11 protein-coding genes are annotated in these 15,809 nt (G+C 54.8%); 3 read left to right on the top strand and 8 right to left on the bottom strand.

Features of this window, described 5'->3' with window-relative positions; translation table 11 throughout:
• The first annotated feature begins 95 nt into the window (after positions 1-95).
• Positions 96-1,955: a hypothetical protein gene (locus VN577_02025; GenBank protein ID HWR13578.1), complete on the top strand. Its 1,860-nt coding sequence runs from the start codon at positions 96-98 to the stop codon at positions 1,953-1,955.
• Between the two features lie 8 nt (positions 1,956-1,963).
• Positions 1,964-3,058, top strand: coding sequence for an enolase C-terminal domain-like protein (locus VN577_02020; protein HWR13577.1), 1,095 nt, complete (start codon positions 1,964-1,966; stop codon positions 3,056-3,058).
• Positions 3,059-3,091: 33 nt separating this feature from the next.
• Here VN577_02020 and VN577_02015 read toward each other — a convergent pair whose 3' ends face one another.
• The 3 genes from VN577_02015 to VN577_02005 form a co-directional block, all read right to left on the bottom strand.
• Positions 3,092-3,934, bottom strand: coding sequence for an amidohydrolase family protein (locus VN577_02015; protein HWR13576.1), 843 nt, complete (start codon positions 3,932-3,934; stop codon positions 3,092-3,094).
• Positions 3,935-3,980: 46 nt separating this feature from the next.
• Positions 3,981-4,742, bottom strand: coding sequence for an IclR family transcriptional regulator (locus VN577_02010; GenBank protein HWR13575.1), 762 nt, complete (start codon positions 4,740-4,742; stop codon positions 3,981-3,983).
• Between the two features lie 181 nt (positions 4,743-4,923).
• On the bottom strand, positions 4,924-6,087 hold the full coding sequence (locus VN577_02005) for a lactonase family protein (GenBank protein HWR13574.1): 1,164 nt from the start codon (positions 6,085-6,087) through the stop codon (positions 4,924-4,926).
• A 213-nt stretch (positions 6,088-6,300) separates the two neighbouring features.
• Here VN577_02005 and VN577_02000 point away from each other — a divergent pair, with 213 nt between their 5' ends.
• Positions 6,301-7,092 carry a creatininase family protein gene (locus VN577_02000; GenBank protein HWR13573.1) on the top strand — a complete coding sequence of 264 codons (792 nt, stop codon included), beginning with the start codon at positions 6,301-6,303 and terminating at the stop codon, positions 7,090-7,092.
• 2 nt (positions 7,093-7,094) lie between these two features.
• On the opposite strand, the gene VN577_01995 is transcribed toward VN577_02000, so the two are convergent.
• The 5 genes from VN577_01995 to VN577_01975 all read right to left on the bottom strand — a co-directional run bounded on the left by VN577_01995 (position 7,095) and on the right by VN577_01975 (position 15,668).
• Entirely contained in the window at positions 7,095-7,937 is an 843-nt protein-coding gene (locus VN577_01995; protein HWR13572.1) for an amidohydrolase family protein, read from the bottom strand.
• Between the two features lie 20 nt (positions 7,938-7,957).
• The gene (locus VN577_01990; GenBank protein ID HWR13571.1) at positions 7,958-9,703 is read right to left on the bottom strand and encodes a glycoside hydrolase domain-containing protein; all 1,746 of its coding nucleotides are present in this window, start codon (positions 9,701-9,703) and stop codon (positions 7,958-7,960) included.
• A complete protein-coding gene (locus VN577_01985) occupies positions 9,700-11,385 on the bottom strand; it encodes a DUF4091 domain-containing protein (protein HWR13570.1) in 1,686 nt (561 codons plus the stop codon). Before VN577_01985 ends, VN577_01990 begins: the two co-directional genes overlap by 4 nt.
• An 84-nt stretch (positions 11,386-11,469) precedes the next feature.
• Complete coding sequence (locus VN577_01980; GenBank protein ID HWR13569.1) at positions 11,470-14,688, bottom strand: TonB-dependent receptor; 3,219 nt, start codon at positions 14,686-14,688, stop codon at positions 11,470-11,472.
• A 263-nt stretch (positions 14,689-14,951) separates the two neighbouring features.
• Positions 14,952-15,668, bottom strand: a complete 717-nt coding sequence (locus VN577_01975) for an RraA family protein (GenBank protein ID HWR13568.1) — start codon at positions 15,666-15,668, stop codon at positions 14,952-14,954.
• Positions 15,669-15,809: the final 141 nt, after the last annotated feature.

Here is a 15,809-nt window from a genome sequence, read left to right as displayed (position 1 = left end):
TATGCTCCGAATATGTGCGGTTCCGCTACGAGCCTGCATTCGGGCCGCGACAGTTTTTGCTTGTACGCTGCTTTGGTTGAAGGTCTGGGTCTCTCATGCAGATACTCGATTGGGTCATTCTCGTCGTCTATTGCTTAGGAATCGTTGCCCTCGCGCTGTATTTCCGGAAAAGAGCGAGCAAAGGCATTGAAGAGTTCTTCGTCGCTGGCCGCAACCTGCCCTGGTGGGTGATCGGATTTGCCGATGTGGCTGGCTACACAGGAGGCGGACAGGGCTTCGTGATGGTCCTGTTCCTGGGCGGATTCAGCGGACTTTGGCTGATGGCCTGGATCAGTTGGGTCATCTGGATGCCGCTTGTGGCCATCATCTGGGCGCCAATGTGGCGCCGACTCGGTGTTGTCACCACCGGTGAGTTCATCGAGAAACGTTACGCCGGCCGGCGCGCTGCGGTGTATCGAAATATGTACGCCGTCTATGCCTGCTGTGTATGGGGCTTGACGTCGATCGCGTACGGCGTTGCTTGGATGGCGGCCACCACCAGCCCGGTCCTTGGCTGGTCTCCATTCCACGTACTGCTCGTGTTCGGCGCCATCACGATTCTTTACAGCCTTATTGCAGGGCTTTTCGCGGTCGCCTACAACGACGTCCTTCAATTTGCGATCCTGATGGGCGGCAATCTTGCATTGGGATTGGTGCTGGTAAACAAGGCAGGCGGGATTTCGAATGTTTGGACGACGCTTGCAGGCACCCGAGGTGCTGAATTCCTTAGCCCCTTTCCTGCCGGGCATACTCTGACGTTTGCGTCGGTGGTCGCGCTCATCATTCAAGGTCTGTTCTTCGCAGGATCGCCTTTCGCCGGAGAAGGCTGGACAGCACAACGGTTTATGGCTGCGAAGAATGAATGGCACGCCATCGTTGGCCAGATCTCCAACGGAGTGTTGGCGCTGGTCATCCGGTTGATTCCCTTCATCGTGATCGCATTAGGAGCTGCGGCGCTGTACCCCGTTGCGTCTGTCAGCGCCCCTGCGGAACTTTGGGGTCATCTGGTTCGTGAATATGCGTCGCCAGGATTGTTTGGATTGCTGCTTGTAAGCAGTTTGGCAGGATACATGGCGGCAATCTCGTCGATCGGCAACTGGGCGGCCAGCTACCTGGTTAACGATATTTACCGTCGAACCATCCGTCCTAATGCCACGCAAAAGGAATTCGTGTCGGCGAGCAGACTTGTCTCGGGGCTGTTGCTCGTGGCTGCCTTCATTTGGGGCGGCATGATCGATCCAAAGCAGTTGGAAAAATGGATCCTCTTTATTAATTCCTCGTTGATCGTGTTCTCACTGCCTTTAGCGTGGCTGAAATGGTTCTGGTGGCGGACAAATGCAGTCGGTGACATGGTCGGGGTCCTTGGAGGATTTCCAGCCGGCTACATAGTCTGGTTTGGTTCTGATGCGGTGCTACCGGCTGGCTTGCGAATGTGGATCTCTTCCGTGACAGGATTAAGTGTGGATGGACTGGTTCCCGCCTTCAGCAACCTGGATCGTTATCCCTTCTGGGCAGGGTTCGGAGTTCTCTTTGTGTTGGGATGGTTCTGCATCCTGACCGCAACTTTGTTGACACGCCCCGAACCGATGAACATCCTGCAAGAGTTCTATCTGAAAGCGAAGCCGATCGGCATGTGGGGTCCCGTGCGCAGGAGCCTGTCGCTCGCAGGACAGGAACTGCCCCAGCACGAACTGTCTCGAGATCTGATGTCCTCCAGTATCGGCATCTTCTTCTATTTCACCCTGACAGTTTCGTTGTTCGCGTTTGCGGGCGGCCATATGCTTCTGGCGGCGGTTTCATTTGTCATCGCAGTTGGAACCGGCATTGTCTTTGCGAGGACCGCGATATCAAGGTTGAAGCGAGTCGTCGAGCGTCCGGCCGAGCTTCCGCTCCAACAAGTAGAAAGTGAAGGTTAAAAGCATAAATGAAGATTACTGGAATTGAAGTTATCCCGGTTTCACAGATTGTGAGACGGGACTTGGCAATCATCAGTGCAGCTGGAACACATCCGGAGTCACATTATCTCTTCGTTGCTATTCACACCGACCAAGGAATTACGGGTTACGGCGAAGGAACGCTGGCTCCTGCCTGGAGTGGAGAGAACCAGGGAACCGCTTCACATTTGATTTCGCACCTGTTGGCACCTTTGTTGGTGGGCAAGGATCCCTTGGAGTTCAACGCACTCGTTGACTCCATGGATCGCTTTCTCATCGGTAATCCATTCACGAAAGCAGCGCTGGAAATGGCACTGCTCGACCTTGCCGGAAAAAATCTGAAGGTTCCCTGCCACGTATTGCTTGGGGGACCGAGGCGAGCCCCTGCGATTCATCTGAAGTTTTCCATCGGTGCATTTTCTCCGCGCGAAGCGGCACGAGTCGCAAGACACGCCGCAAACCTGGGCCTAAGGTCGGTAAAGGTAAAAGTCGGCATCGATGTCCCGGAGGACATCGCGCGTGTGGAAGCTGTAAGGTCCGAAGTCGGCGAAAATTTCCGTGTAGCCGTAGATGCAAACAGCGGGTGGACCGAAGGCGATGCGCGGCGCGCAATCCCTTATCTTGAGCGCCTGGGCGTGAACGCGATCGAGCAACCGATTCGCCGTGGTGACTTCGTGGGGTGCGCGCGTCTGCGGCAACGTACGTCGATTCCTATCATGCTGGACGAATCGGTGTTTACGCGACACGATGCAATGGAAGCGATTCGTACCGACGCCTGCGATTTGATCAGCATCTACCCGGGCAAGAATGGTGGCATCAGGCGGTCGATTGAGATCGCCCAAATGGCGGCCGCGGCAGGACTCGAGTGCATCATTGGAAGCAATCTTGAAATGGACCTGGGGACCGCAGCCATGTTGCATCTCGCTGTCGCCATGCCGGTGTTGGCACAGTCGGTTGACCACGACATCATCGGCCCCCTGTACTACGACCGGCACTTCACGCAGAACCCAATTCGCTGCGCGGACGGTTGCGCTTTAGTGCCCGAAGGATTCGGGCTTGGACTGGAACCGGACCTGTCGAAGTAAATTCGGCAGGTTCGGTTCAGCGCAAAATCTGGGCTACACCAGATCCAACAGCTTGAGCGTGTCCCTATATATAAGGTCGTCTATATCCGCTTCGGAGACCCGGGGCAAGGCTGTTCCCACCGTGAACTGATTGACCTTCTTCAATCCCGCGATCGTTTCTGCCGGCGTTGTCACCGGGTAATCGGATCCAAGCAGTAGTTTGTGCATCACCCTGTACTCGGACGCCAGCACGAGCGCGTTGTAGAACTGCCAGGGACGGTAGTGAAGGGCGGAGATATCCGCAAACAGGAATGGATGCTTGCGAATCAGAGAGATCGTTTCGCCGATCCATGGATGTCCCATGTGTGCGATAACCATGCGCAGCCGCGGAAACTCCAATGCGATCGGTTGCAGCAGCACAGGGTCAGCGACTTCCAACGACACGTTACAGCAGAACGTTGTGCCCTGATGGATGACGATTGGAGTGCCGAGCTCCTCAGCCCTCTTGAATAGCCGCTTGATCTTCTGGTCGGAAGGATGAACGTTCTGGTAGATGGGACCGAGTTTGAGTCCGCGAAGCCCAAGCTTTAGAACCGCGTGGTCCAGTTGCTCGACGGCATCATCGTCGTGCGGGTCGATCGAGCAGAATCCGATGAGCTTCTCTGGATGCTGCTTGACGTAGTTGGCGACATACTCGTTTGGAACCGTGTAGCCCACATGCTGCGCGCGAAAGCCGAGGACAATGGCCTTATCGACAGACTGCATGGCCTTCCAGTGATCGGGCAATTTGACGGCGAGTTGCTGGTTTGGATTTCCGGAAGCCGTCCGCGCATCCTGAATGAAGTTCTTTGTGAAATGCTCCGGCTCACCTACGTGCGTATGACAATCGACGATCACCGAGACTCTTCCTAAGACCCTTGATTTGTGGCACTTTGATCGACCCTCAGGCGAGGTCGACGGCAACGGCGGAGACTCTGGCCGCTGCGGATTTGCAGGCCAGGATGATTCTGTCCGTATCTTCGCTCCTGATCTGCGTGGTGGTACCGGTTACGCTGACTGCACCGAGAACAGCTCCTGATGCAAAGATCGGTGCAGCGATACAGCGGATACCGAGTTCTTCTTCTTCATCGTCCATGGCGAAGCCTTGCTGGCGGACTCGGGCGAGCTCGCTCTGGAATGCGGTCGCCGATGAAATCGTTTTTTTCGTAAAGCGGCCGAACACGTACTTCGCGAGGATGGCGTCGATCATTTCTTGCGGTTGGAAAGCAAGAAGAGCCTTCCCTAAGCCGGTACAATGCAATTCCGAACATTTCCCTACGTAAGTGTCGAACTTGATGATTCCGGGTCCGTCGACCTTCTGGACGAACACCACCTGGCTCTTCTCGAGAATGCCTATGTGCGCCGTCAGCTTTGTTTCCTGCACGAGCCAGCGAAGATGGGGGAGGGCCATCTGTGGCAGTGCATTGGTGGTAATCGCATTCCGGCCCAGTCCGAACATCTTGGTGCTCAGTTGGAAACGGCGGGATGACTGCTGGATGTAACCGAGCTGATCGAGCGTTGAGACCAGTACGTGGGTCGTGCTCTTGGGAATATTGAGCTTCCGGCTCATCTCGGAAATATTCCAGCCACGCTTGGAAGTATTCAAAAACTCCAATATCGAGAACGCCCTCTCAACTGATGCCGCAACAGGCTTCGCATTCGACATGGTGGTTGTCCTCTTGGCACGTCCGGGTTGCTTTTCGGGTTTGTTCCGACGAGAACTTAAGCGACTGGGAGTCATTGTTCAATCTGCTCTTTTGGGCGTCAAGGCGAGCCTGATCATCGTCCAGTATTATGGACAAAATCGAGGAAACACGGCGAATCGAGCCATGGCAGGACTATTCAGACTAGTGCTTCCTCGAGAAAAACACGAACGATGTCGGCGAAGCAACCTTCTCGCGTATTCCAGTGTCGGCCAGTGCGCCGGTATTAGTATCGACGCGAAGAATAGAAATTTCATCGGATGCTTCGTTCGCCACCACCAGGAACTTTCCTCCCGGCGCAACGTCGAATGTGCGAGGAGTTTTCCCTTCGGAGGAGTAAGTCCCGATCTGCTTTAGTGTTCCCTGCTCGGCGTTTACGGCGTAAGCCGTTAAGCTGTCTCCGCCGCGATTTGAAACGTAGAGAAACCTGCCATCGGGCATCAGGCGGATCTCGGCGGCGTCGTTCTGGCCGGTAAATTTCGGTGGAAGCGTCGATATCGTCTGTACCGGCTTGAAAGTGACGTCGTCCTGGTTCACTGAAAACACCGACACTGTGGAGTCGATCTCGTTCACCAGGTATAAATGTCGACCATCATTGCTGAAAACAAAATGTCGGGGGCCCGCAGAGTCATGTACCTTTACGCTCGGCGGATGTAAGGGTGTGATCGACCCGTTTTGAGGATCGAAGCGATACAGCAGCAGCTTGTCCAATCCCAGGTCAGCGACAACAGCCAGCTTCCGATTTGGGCTGAGTGCGATCGCATGAGGACGAGGCTTGCTCTGTCGGGTGGGATTCGCGCCGGAGCCGTGATGCTGTACCAGGGCTGTGGCACTCCCAATTCTCCCGCCATCCATCAGCGGGAAAACGCCAATATTGCCCCCGCCGAAATTGGCCACAAATAGATACCGGCTTTCATCCAGCGATAGAAAACAAGGTCCACTGCCTTGCGAACTGATCTGATTCAGGAGCTGAAGTTTTCCGGTTCCGGAGTCGATCTTGTAAGACTGTATGGCGCCCGTGTTTTGCCCCTTGTAATCACTGACCTCACTAACGGCGTAGAGTGTCGATGTTCTCGAATCCAAGACCAGATACGAGGGATTGACTCCTTCGGCCATCAGCCCCATCGGACGTAGCTTGCCGGAGGAGGAGTCAAACTCAAAAGCGTAGATTCCGCGACTTCCCCGGACGGTGTAAGTACCGACGTAAAGGATGTAGTCGCCGCCCTTTTCGCTCCCCGGCATCACCCGATCAACGTTGGACGCCGACTTCGCAGAATCGCCATGGCTGCTGCGCGTTTGTGCAACCATCGATGTGTTCAGGAAGATGGCACATGGAAGGCAGAGCAATTTTGCGAGAAAGCGAAAATGGGTCGAGGCCATGCCATGGCAGACTATTTTGAATCGCAAGACAAGGTCAAATTTGAAGCAGAGTAGGTGACAGGAAACGTTCAGTATGTTGGACGCGGCGAACTTGGCTCTCCTCTCAAAGTAGAATCATCGGTTGCAGGAGAGTGGATTGAGATGCGATTAGCCGAAATGACCTGGCAAGAGATCAACCAATTGGATCGTTCGACCGTTGTAGTCGTCCCGTTTGGCGCCATGGAGCAGCATGGACCGCATCTCCCCATGGAGACCGACAGCCTGATCGCAACCGAGCTTAGCCTGCGCCTCGATGCGGAGTGCGGCAACCGGTTGCTCGTGCTTCCCACACAGTGGCTTGGACTCTCTACTCACCACATGAACTTTGCCGGGACGATCACTGCATCTGTCGACACCTATCTCGACCTCGCGACAGAGATCATCGGTTCGATTGCACAGGCGGGATTCGAGAAGGTGCTTGTGCTCAATGCACACGGAGGCAATGTCTCCGCGCTGGATGTTGTCCTGACCAAGTGCCGGCTGCTGTATCCGAAGACTCGAATCGCGCATGTTACTTATTGGAATGCCGCTGTGAAAGGGCTTGCCGGACTCCGCGAGAGCGAACTCGGAGGCATGGGCCATGCCTGTGAGCTGGAAACGTCGCTTCTACTCGCTGCCAAGCCGAATGTCGTAAAGAAAGAACGCGTTCGGGCCGATGGCCGTTGGTCGAAATCGGAGTTCCTGGGCAAGGACATGCTTTCCGGTGGATCAGTCAGCGTGGCACGTACATTCGACGAAATCAGCGAAAATGGCGGTGTCGGTGATCCGCGGACCGCTTCGAAAGAAAAGGGCGAAAAGTTCTTCCAGGTGATTGTCGGCCGACTGGCGGAGATCGTTCGGGAGTTGGAGTCAGGCAAGATCGACACGTTCACGGCTGTTGGAGGTCCCTGCTAGCCTCAGGAGAGGCCAAGCAGGGTCAGCGAATCTCTTTCGAACATCTCCTCCATCCTGTCCATGTTCAGTCGGGGTAGGCCGGTGCCATCGAGCATCTTGTTCAACGCTCGCATCCCAGCCAGGCTTGCATCGACCGTGGTGAACGGATAGTCGCTTCCAAACAACAGCTTGTTCCATACACCGTACTCCTGAAGCAACATCAGCGAGTGATAGAGCTGAAACGGACGGTAATGCAGCGCCGAACAATCTGCGTAGAGATTCGCGTGCTTGCGGATGGTGGCAATGCACTCCCCTTCATACGGGTGACCCAGATGCGCCAGAATCATCTTCACATCCGGAAACCGAATAGCAACGTTGTCCAGAAGTCGCGGAAGGGTGCACTCGAGCGGAGCTTTGTCGATGAAAGTAGTACCTGTGTGAAGTAAGACAGGCAGTCCGTTGCGAGTAGCGTACTGCCATAGGTAATCAAGTTTCGGTTCATCCGGCCTGAACCCCGCATACATCGGCATCAACTTGACGCCTCTCAGGCCCAAGTCTTCGTGCCCTTCTCGCAACTCCTCCTGCCATCCCTCCTGCGTAGGATCGAGGCTGAGGAAGCCGATGAGGTGGTCTTCGTACTGGCGCACGTAGTCAGCCACCTCGCGATCGGGCACCCAGATCCCGGAGAGCCGGGCTTTTCCACCGAACACCACCGTCTTTCGGCAGGTACGCGCAGTAGAGTGGTATTCCTCCCAACGGACTGTTAGATCCGTTTCCACCCCATTGCGCGACCTGCGCGATTGCTGCTTGAACTCCGGGCTAAAGTGTTCGTTGAGGAAATAGTGGCTATGTACGTCAACCAGCATCTAATACGCCGCCCCCGCGGCTAATCACTGCTTTTGGTTTTCTCCGAATTCGCCAGCAGCGTTGCGACTGTTTTGTCGATCCACGCCTCATTCTTCGGGAATTCCTGGTAGGACTTGATTTCGGTCAACATCGGTGAACTCGGCGATACTCCAGCCGTCTGCAGAATCGCATAGTCTTGCAACGCTTCGGCAAAGACTTCCCATCGGATGGAGTCAATGGGCCCATTCTCCCCCGGATACACGACGAACGGATCACCGTACGGGATCGCAGGCCAATCACTGCCAGCTCCTTCGTGGAAAGTGTTTTCCAGTTGCTGTGTATCCATTTTGTACCAGTAGTTGTATGCCCAATGGAGAAAACCTCCAGCGCCGAGTCGATAGAAAAGGAAACCACTCATGCGAATCTTGGCCAGCGGCGTGTCGTAGAGACGATTCAGGTACTTGCCTCGTGGGCTCGTGCAGAAATACACCCAGTGAGGGATTTTGGCATCGATGTACTTCTGTGCGCTGGAAAGAATCGGAACGGGGATGTCAGTCACGCCTTGTTTTCCGTATTCGACATCGCTGAGCGCATCCATCACCTTCATCCAAGGAGCCAATTCCTTCAGCAGTGCTCGTGCTTTCTTATAGTTCTCAAATTCTTCAAGTCTTTCTGCAGCTGATAAATGTCCCCTGCCAGGCTCGTCCGAAACATGGAAGAACGTACGCTCAGGAGGAAGATTTTCCTCGTCCAGGAACTTCCGCAGTGCTGGAAGAAATTGCTCAAGAAAATTCCGGTAAACACCGGTTGTCGCTGGCGATTCAACAGGCCATAGCAACGACCATTTGTCACCCTTCAATTCATATACCTGAATGGGATTTCGAACTCCCCAATAAAGCCAAAGATGGGGAAACTCGAAGTACTCCACCCCATTCCGCTTCGCCATCTGAACGAAGCGACGGATAGGAGAAAAATCGAACTCGTACTTACCCGGTGATACCTCCCGCACCTTCAAGAGCTGCGCGGGTCGCTGTACAACTTCACGCCGCGTGTGAAACATCGGTACCCTGACAACATTCGAACCGTGTTCAGTCATGTTGCGCAAATAGGGCTCGGTGATCTGCCACCATTTCTCGCTGAACGGTTCGGTCTTGTATTCGTCGTAAACTGAATCTGGGTACCACCAGTGCGTCACGGGAAAATCGCGTCGAGGCTGAATAGTGAACGGCTTAACGTCGATTTGAGTCGCAAGCGACCCCACGTTCGTCTTCGCCTTTGTCTTAAGATCTTCCGAAATGAACTGAACCTGGATCGGCTTTCGTCCCGGTTGCACGCCAGCAGGCACACGCACCGTCACCCAAAACGATTGATTCTCGCCAGGACCGACATCTGCGATCTGCTCTGGGAAAAGAGGGTCGGGAACGAGGCCGGGGATATAACCAATCCCTTCCGTCTCCGCATCATCGACTCTAGTTGCCCGGTGCGGCAGCGGAACGTAACCGACTCGACGAACTTTCACACTGATCCCGGTAGGAGCCGAAACCTCGCATTGCAGACGCAACTTCTGAATCGTTCGGTTGCGGATAACCGCCTGGAACGACAGTGTCTGGTTCCTGGCTGAAACCAGGTTGAGCTTGCGATCCGTAGCTGGAGGCGAGGCTGGATAGACTCGCTTCAAAGAGCTTTCCAGCCAGACCGTCACTTGTTTGTCGGCACCAGCAGGTGTTCCCGTCTGTGCAACAGCAGTGCTTGCGAACGCAAGCAGCGCGACAAAAAGAATTCTCATTTTGTTTTCGCTTTCTCCGAATTCGCCAGCAGCGCTGCGACGGTTTTGTCGATCCACGCCTCATTTTTCGGGAACTCTTGATAGGACTTGATACCGCTCAGCATCGGTGAAGTCGGCGATACTCCAGCTGTTTGCAGGATCGCATAGTCTTGTAGACCTTCTGCAAACACCTCCCACCGTATGGAATCGACTGGCCCATTCTCCCCGGGATACACCACGAACGGATCACCATATGGAATACCCGGCCAGTCCAATCCAGCCCCTTCTTCAAAGGGATTTATGAGCTGCTGGGTTTCCATCTTGTACCAGTAGTTGTATCCCCAATGGAGGAAACCACGAGCACCGAGCCGATAAAGGACGAAGCCGCTCATGCGAATCTTGGGCAGCGGAGTATCGTACAGACGATTTAGGTAATTGCCCCGTGGTCCCGTGCAGAAATACACCCAGTGAGGGATTTTCGCGTCGATATACTTTTGAGCACTGGAAAGGATTGGGACCGGGAAGTCCGTCACGCCTTGCCGGCCATATTCCACGTCACTCAACGCATCCATCACCTTCATCCACGGTGCCAATTCCTTCAGCAGGGCACGCGCACGTTTATAGTTCTCAAACTGTTCACCACTGCCGGGCTCATCTGAAACGTGGAAAAAAGTGCGTTCCGGTGGAAGTCCTTCCTGGTCAAGGAACTTGCGCAGAGCGGGGAGATACTGCTCAAGAAACCCACGGAACACGCCAGTCGTTGGCTCCGATTCTGTGGGCCACAATAATGTCCACTGGTTGCCTTTGAACTGATACACGTGGACAGGATTGCGGACTCCCCAGTACAGCCAAAGATGCGGAAACTCGAAGTACTCGATTCCGCTGCGTTTGGCCATTTCGATGAAGCGATGTACCTCCGAAAAATCGAACTCGTACTTTCCGGGCGTTATCTCCGTCACCCTCAGCAGTTGAGGCGGTCGCGGCACCACTTCGCGACGGGTATGAAAGACCGGGACCATAATCATGTTGGAACCGTGATCCGCCATGTCGCGCAAATACAGTTCAGCCAATTGCCACCACTTATCACTGAAGGGTTCCGTTTTATAGTGGTCGTAAATCGCATCCGGGTTCCACCAATGCGTTACCGGAAAATCGCGGCGAGGCTGAATGGTGAACGGCTTAACGTCGATTTGAGTCGCAAGCGACCCCACATTGGTCTTTGCCTTCGTCTTAAGATCCTCTGATATGAACTGCACCTGTATCGGCTTTGGTCCCGGTTTCACGCCGGCAGGCACATGCAACGTCACCCAGAACGATTGATTCTCCCCAGGTCCGACATCTGTTACCTGCTCTGGGAAGAGCGGATCGGGAACCAGGCCCGGAATGTAGCCGAGGCCCTCCGTCTCCGCATCATCGACTCCGGTCGTCCGATGCGGCAGCGGGACATAGCCTACTCGCCGAACTTTCACGCTGATCCCGGCAGGAGCCGAAACCTCGCATTGCAGACGCAATTTCTGAATTGTTCGGTTGCGGATAACCGCCTGGAACGACAGTGTCTGGTTCCTGGCCGAGACCAGGTTAAGCTTCCGTTCCGTAGCTGGTGGTGAAGCCGGATAAACCCGCTTCAGAGAGCTTTCCAGCCATACCGTGACTTCGTTGGCGTCGCGAGCGGTTCCCGTCTGCGCGACAACAGTGGTGGACAAAGAGAGCAACGCGAAAAAAAGAGCCGGGCGAATCCGCCCGGCCAAGTTGGTAGGTACACGCATTTGAGAGCCTCTGTTCGTCGCTTAGAACACGAACCTAAGTCCGAACTGCATGTAGCGAGCCGTAGACGCCGAGAAGATTTTCCCGAACGTTGACGCGCTGTTGATGTTTTGTCCAGGGTTGCCCAGATTTACGCGATTGAAGAGGTTGTAGGCTTCCCACCGGAACTGCACAAAGCTCTTCTCGGTAACTTTGAAGTTTTTGGATAACCCGCTGTTTACCTGGAAGAAGCCCGGGCCCTCGACATCTCCGATACCCGAGTTGCCGAAGGTATAGAGCGGCGCAGCCGCGAATGCCGCAGTGTTGAACCAGAGATCCTTACTCGGATCTGCTACGGAAGGATCACCAATAATGTTCAGGCGGCTACTCTGACCATTGCCAAGATTCCCGTTGGACTGGGACATCGTCAGCGGCTGTCCAGATCGCGCCTGTTCCATCAGTGAGAGTTGCCAACCGCCAAGAATCGCATCGAAAATGCCATTTGCGTTAGCGCCAAAACGCTTTCCTCGACCGTAAGGCACCTGCCACACAACGGTAGCCGATTGAATGTGGCGGAAGTCGTTGATCGAGCGGTGACGGTTGTACCAATCCGGCGAATAAGCAGCGAGGGCGTCGAACTCGCCTTCTGCCACCCTGTCGATCATCGTCCGGGAGAACGCATATGCGAACGTAAACGACAGGCCGCTATCGAACCGCCGTTCCACGTAAGTTTGCAGGCCGTTGTACCAGAATTCGCCCATATTCTGGAACGTATTGATGATGTTAAAAGCGGGGTACGGACGATCTGCCGCAATATTCGCATGGAACCCAACCGTCGGGACGTTACGGCTGAACGCGGAGATTTCATTCGGCACGCGGGTGCCCACGTACGACAGCGTCAAGCTAGTCTTCGCCGGCAGGGCCGTCTGTACCGACACGTTCCATTGGTGCGTTCTGGTCGGCTTAATGTCAACCAGAGGAGAGTAGACGTTAAAGTTCTTTGCACCGCTGGGACCTGCCGCCCATGCTGTCTCCCAAGACTGGAGCGTGCTTGCTCCGAACGTTTGTCCATAAACCGTCCAAACCGGCAGGTTTACCAAGGATGCTCCACGGTTTCCCGTGAAGATGTTGTAGTAAATGCCGTAGCCGCCGCGTAGAACTATGTCCTTGCTTGAAAATGGACGGTAAGTGATTCCCAAGCGAGGCGCCCAGTTCCCATTGGCTCTGTACAGTCCGCGCGGATAACCGGCATCTTCAGATGTCTGCCAAAGGCCTGCAGTTTCCGCCGCAAGACCGGCTGTCGTTGGGAACGTGGAGAAATTGGGATTGCCGTTTTCGTCTGCGGCTACCACCATCTTGTTTGTTGTCGGATTCCAGCTGGCACACAGATCTAGGTAACAACTTTGTTGGAGATAACGATCGTATCTAAGTCCAAGGTTTACCGTGAGGTTCTGGCGAACTCTCCAGGTATCCGTGACGTAGAGACCCACATATGGCGCACGCTCCTGACCGAACGTTACCAGCGGATCATTGAGGCTGGTGGCGTTGGTGTAGCCAAGCAGATAATCGGCAAATCCATTGCCAGTGTATTGACCGTTGAAGGTGAATACGCCACGAGCAGCGGCTGAGCCATGTCCGCCATACGTATGGCGGTCGTTATATTCGAATCCCGCACCGAGGGAGTGGGATCCGCGAACGTGGCTGATGCTTGCCTTTCCGGTGTATTGGCTGTTCCACTGCGCTCCGGGCACGCCGTATCCACCCGAGAAATTGATTCCCTGATAACCCGTTACTCCGATATCCGGAGGACCGACCCACGCTTCGCGGCCCGTGCTTGGGATTCCTTGGATTCCAGCCAGCTGAGAATCATTCTGTTGGCCCAGCGCTGGATTGGCATAGTCGTCCCTGGTCCTCATGAATCCACCTGTGGCGGTAAACAGAGTGGCGTTCGTGAGCGTCCACTGGTAGTTAATGCCGAGGTTGTGCTGCTTCAGGGTGTTCGTGCCATAGGTGTCCGGATCCGCCAGGTACCCGACTCTCAGAGCCGGCTCACGCAAATATTCGTAGTGACCATAGATGTGTTGACTGGGAGTGATCTGGTGGTCGATGCGTCCGAGGTATTCCCAAGTGTCATCCGGAGTGGTGGCATTCGCGATGTAGCGATTGCTCGCTGCGTTCGGACTCACAAACAGCGGGAGGAAATACTTGGAAGCATTGCTGATGCGGTCAGCCGGAATGATATTGCCCGGGAAGGGTTGTCCAGTGAGAGGATCCCTGATCGGTGTTGACAGGGAGCTGAAGTCGCCGGTCTTGAATGCATCCGGAATGCCCGCTTCGTTCAACAACGTGGCGTTTCGGATTGTAGTTCCCTGGAAGCTTCCGAAGAAGAACGTCTTGTCTTTGCGGATAGGGCCGCCGAGGGCTGCGCCGAACTGGTTGTAGCGGACGCGCGGCTTCGCTTTCGTTTTGTCCGCAAAGGCGTTGTACGCATTGAATTTGTCGTTTTGAAGGAACTCGAAAAGCGCACCGTGGAACTGGTTCGTACCCGACTTCGTCACAACCAGCACCTGGCTCGGTTGGCGTCCAGCCTCTGCCCCGGCGTTCAACGTCTGAACGTTGAACTCGGCAACGGCTTCCACGTTCGGCACAGCGGTGCCGCCCTCGAAGCTGCCATCATTGGAGGTGATCCCGTTCAGCTGGAAGTTGGTTTTGTTGTCGCGCATGCCGTTGCCTTGAACCATGGTGATGCGCATGCCGTTCACGTTCTGCCCCGTGATGCGCATTCCTGGCGACAGTGCGACTAGCGACATTGCGTTGCGAGTGTCCAGCGGCAGCTCACGGATCTGGTTCATCTGAACGAGTGTTTCCACCGTTGAAGATTCCGTCTGCACGCCTGTGTTATCGCTCTGGACGGTGACTGTCTGCCCTTCCGAGCCGACCTGAAGGACAGGTTCGACGCGGATCTTGTTGCCAACCGTGAGCGTCAAGCTGGTGTCCTCCCAGATCTTGAAACCCTTCGCATTAACTTTTACGGTATAGACGCCCGGAGGCAGGGCGAGAATATCGAAATTTCCGTTGGGACCAGAAACTACTTGTTTGGTGGCGCCCGTCGCAACATTAGTCGCAACTACCTGGGCGCCCTGCACGATCGCGCCGGTCGAATCCGTGACCGTGCCGGTTATTGAGGACTGCGTGCCAACCTGAGCGGCAGCAAAGGCCGACATCAGCAGCAGGCAAATCAGAAGTCGATATGTGTAGCTCATGGTCTCTCCACATCTTCCAGGGTAAACTTCGCTAATGCGCTCGGATCGCATCGGTGCGCTCAGTTGTCGTTCATGTAGACGCTCGGGTTCAAGCACTTTCACCGGATCATCCATATCGCTGGACGAAAGTTATGACTTCAAACAGCAGGCACAACATGTGACAAAGAGGCATAGCTCCGCGACTTTCACAGTGCTATGCCTCGTAACTTGGGACGACGTTGTAGCAGTGAGATAAAGAGGTCAACAGTAGCTAGATGTTGCCCTTAAAGAACGCCGTACTTGGCGTACACGTCTGAGAGATACGCGCCATTCGCGAGCTCTTTGCGGCTGTGGTTTTCCTTCGAAACTTTCTCAGTGGCCAGCCTGAGTGTTTCATCCACAAGTGCTGCCGGGATAGCGACTACTCCGTCGTAATCGCCAACCATCAAATCGCCCGGATTTACAAGAATCCCCCCACACATCACAGGGAAATTGTAATCGACAACGAGACCGCGGCCTTTTGAGTCCACCGGCTTGATTCCGGCAGCAAACACGGGAAATCCGATGCTCTGGATCTTGTTGACGTCACGTACAAGACCGTCGATAACGGCGCCACGCGCACCACGCGCTGTTGCTGCGGTAGAAAGCAATTCTCCCCAGGGAGCATTCCGCTTTGATTCGCCAGTCGCAACAGCCACAACCTCTCCCGGCAGGATGCTGTCGATCGCCTCGATCTCAAGGCCGTAAGGATCCGGAGGAATGTAGAAGATATCACGGCATGAAATCGTACGCGCCCAACCAGCAAACTTGGTTCCGGGAGTCAGTGGGCGCAGATATTCACGCATGGCCTGCTCGTGATATCCGAGTTCATCCAAGGCATCGGCGATGACTGCGGTATAGAGCGTATTCTGGATGCGGTCAAACAATTCAATTTCCGTTTGTAACGCAGCCCGCCCCGTCACCCTTGCAATGCTTCCATTCCCATTATTGCCGGTTCCCATTAAGCCCCCCAGATCGATTCTGTGTCGAACGCGTCGCACCTAAGCAGTATTCAGAACGGCAGCGATACGACTTCCTTCGTATAGAGTTGCAGCCCTTTGACGGTCAAGGTTAATAACGGTCTCGTCCAGAATGATGGAAGT

It is taken from the genome of Terriglobales bacterium, from assembly GCA_035561515.1.
Classification (GTDB): Bacteria; Acidobacteriota; Terriglobia; order Terriglobales; family Acidobacteriaceae; genus DATMXP01.
Note: the sequence above shows the minus strand (reverse complement) of the source record. Positions and strands in the feature narration are given on the sequence as shown.

Bases quoted from the DNA above. Each gene is read 5' to 3' on its own strand.
- VN577_02025 (HWR13578.1), top strand. From the start codon at position 96: ATGCAGATACTCGATTGGGTCATTCTCGTCGTCTATTGCTTAGGAATC.
- VN577_02020 (HWR13577.1), top strand. From the start codon at position 1,964: ATGAAGATTACTGGAATTGAAGTTATCCCGGTTTCACAGATTGTGAGA.
- VN577_02010 (HWR13575.1), bottom strand. From the start codon at position 4,742: ATGTCGAATGCGAAGCCTGTTGCGGCATCAGTTGAGAGGGCGTTCTCG.
- VN577_02005 (HWR13574.1), bottom strand. From the start codon at position 6,087: ATGGTTGCACAAACGCGCAGCAGCCATGGCGATTCTGCGAAGTCGGCG.
- VN577_02000 (HWR13573.1), top strand. From the start codon at position 6,301: ATGCGATTAGCCGAAATGACCTGGCAAGAGATCAACCAATTGGATCGT.
- VN577_01995 (HWR13572.1), bottom strand. From the start codon at position 7,937: ATGCTGGTTGACGTACATAGCCACTATTTCCTCAACGAACACTTTAGC.
- VN577_01990 (HWR13571.1), bottom strand. From the start codon at position 9,703: ATGAGAATTCTTTTTGTCGCGCTGCTTGCGTTCGCAAGCACTGCTGTT.
- VN577_01980 (HWR13569.1), bottom strand. From the start codon at position 14,688: ATGAGCTACACATATCGACTTCTGATTTGCCTGCTGCTGATGTCGGCC.
- VN577_01975 (HWR13568.1), bottom strand. From the start codon at position 15,668: ATGGGAACCGGCAATAATGGGAATGGAAGCATTGCAAGGGTGACGGGG.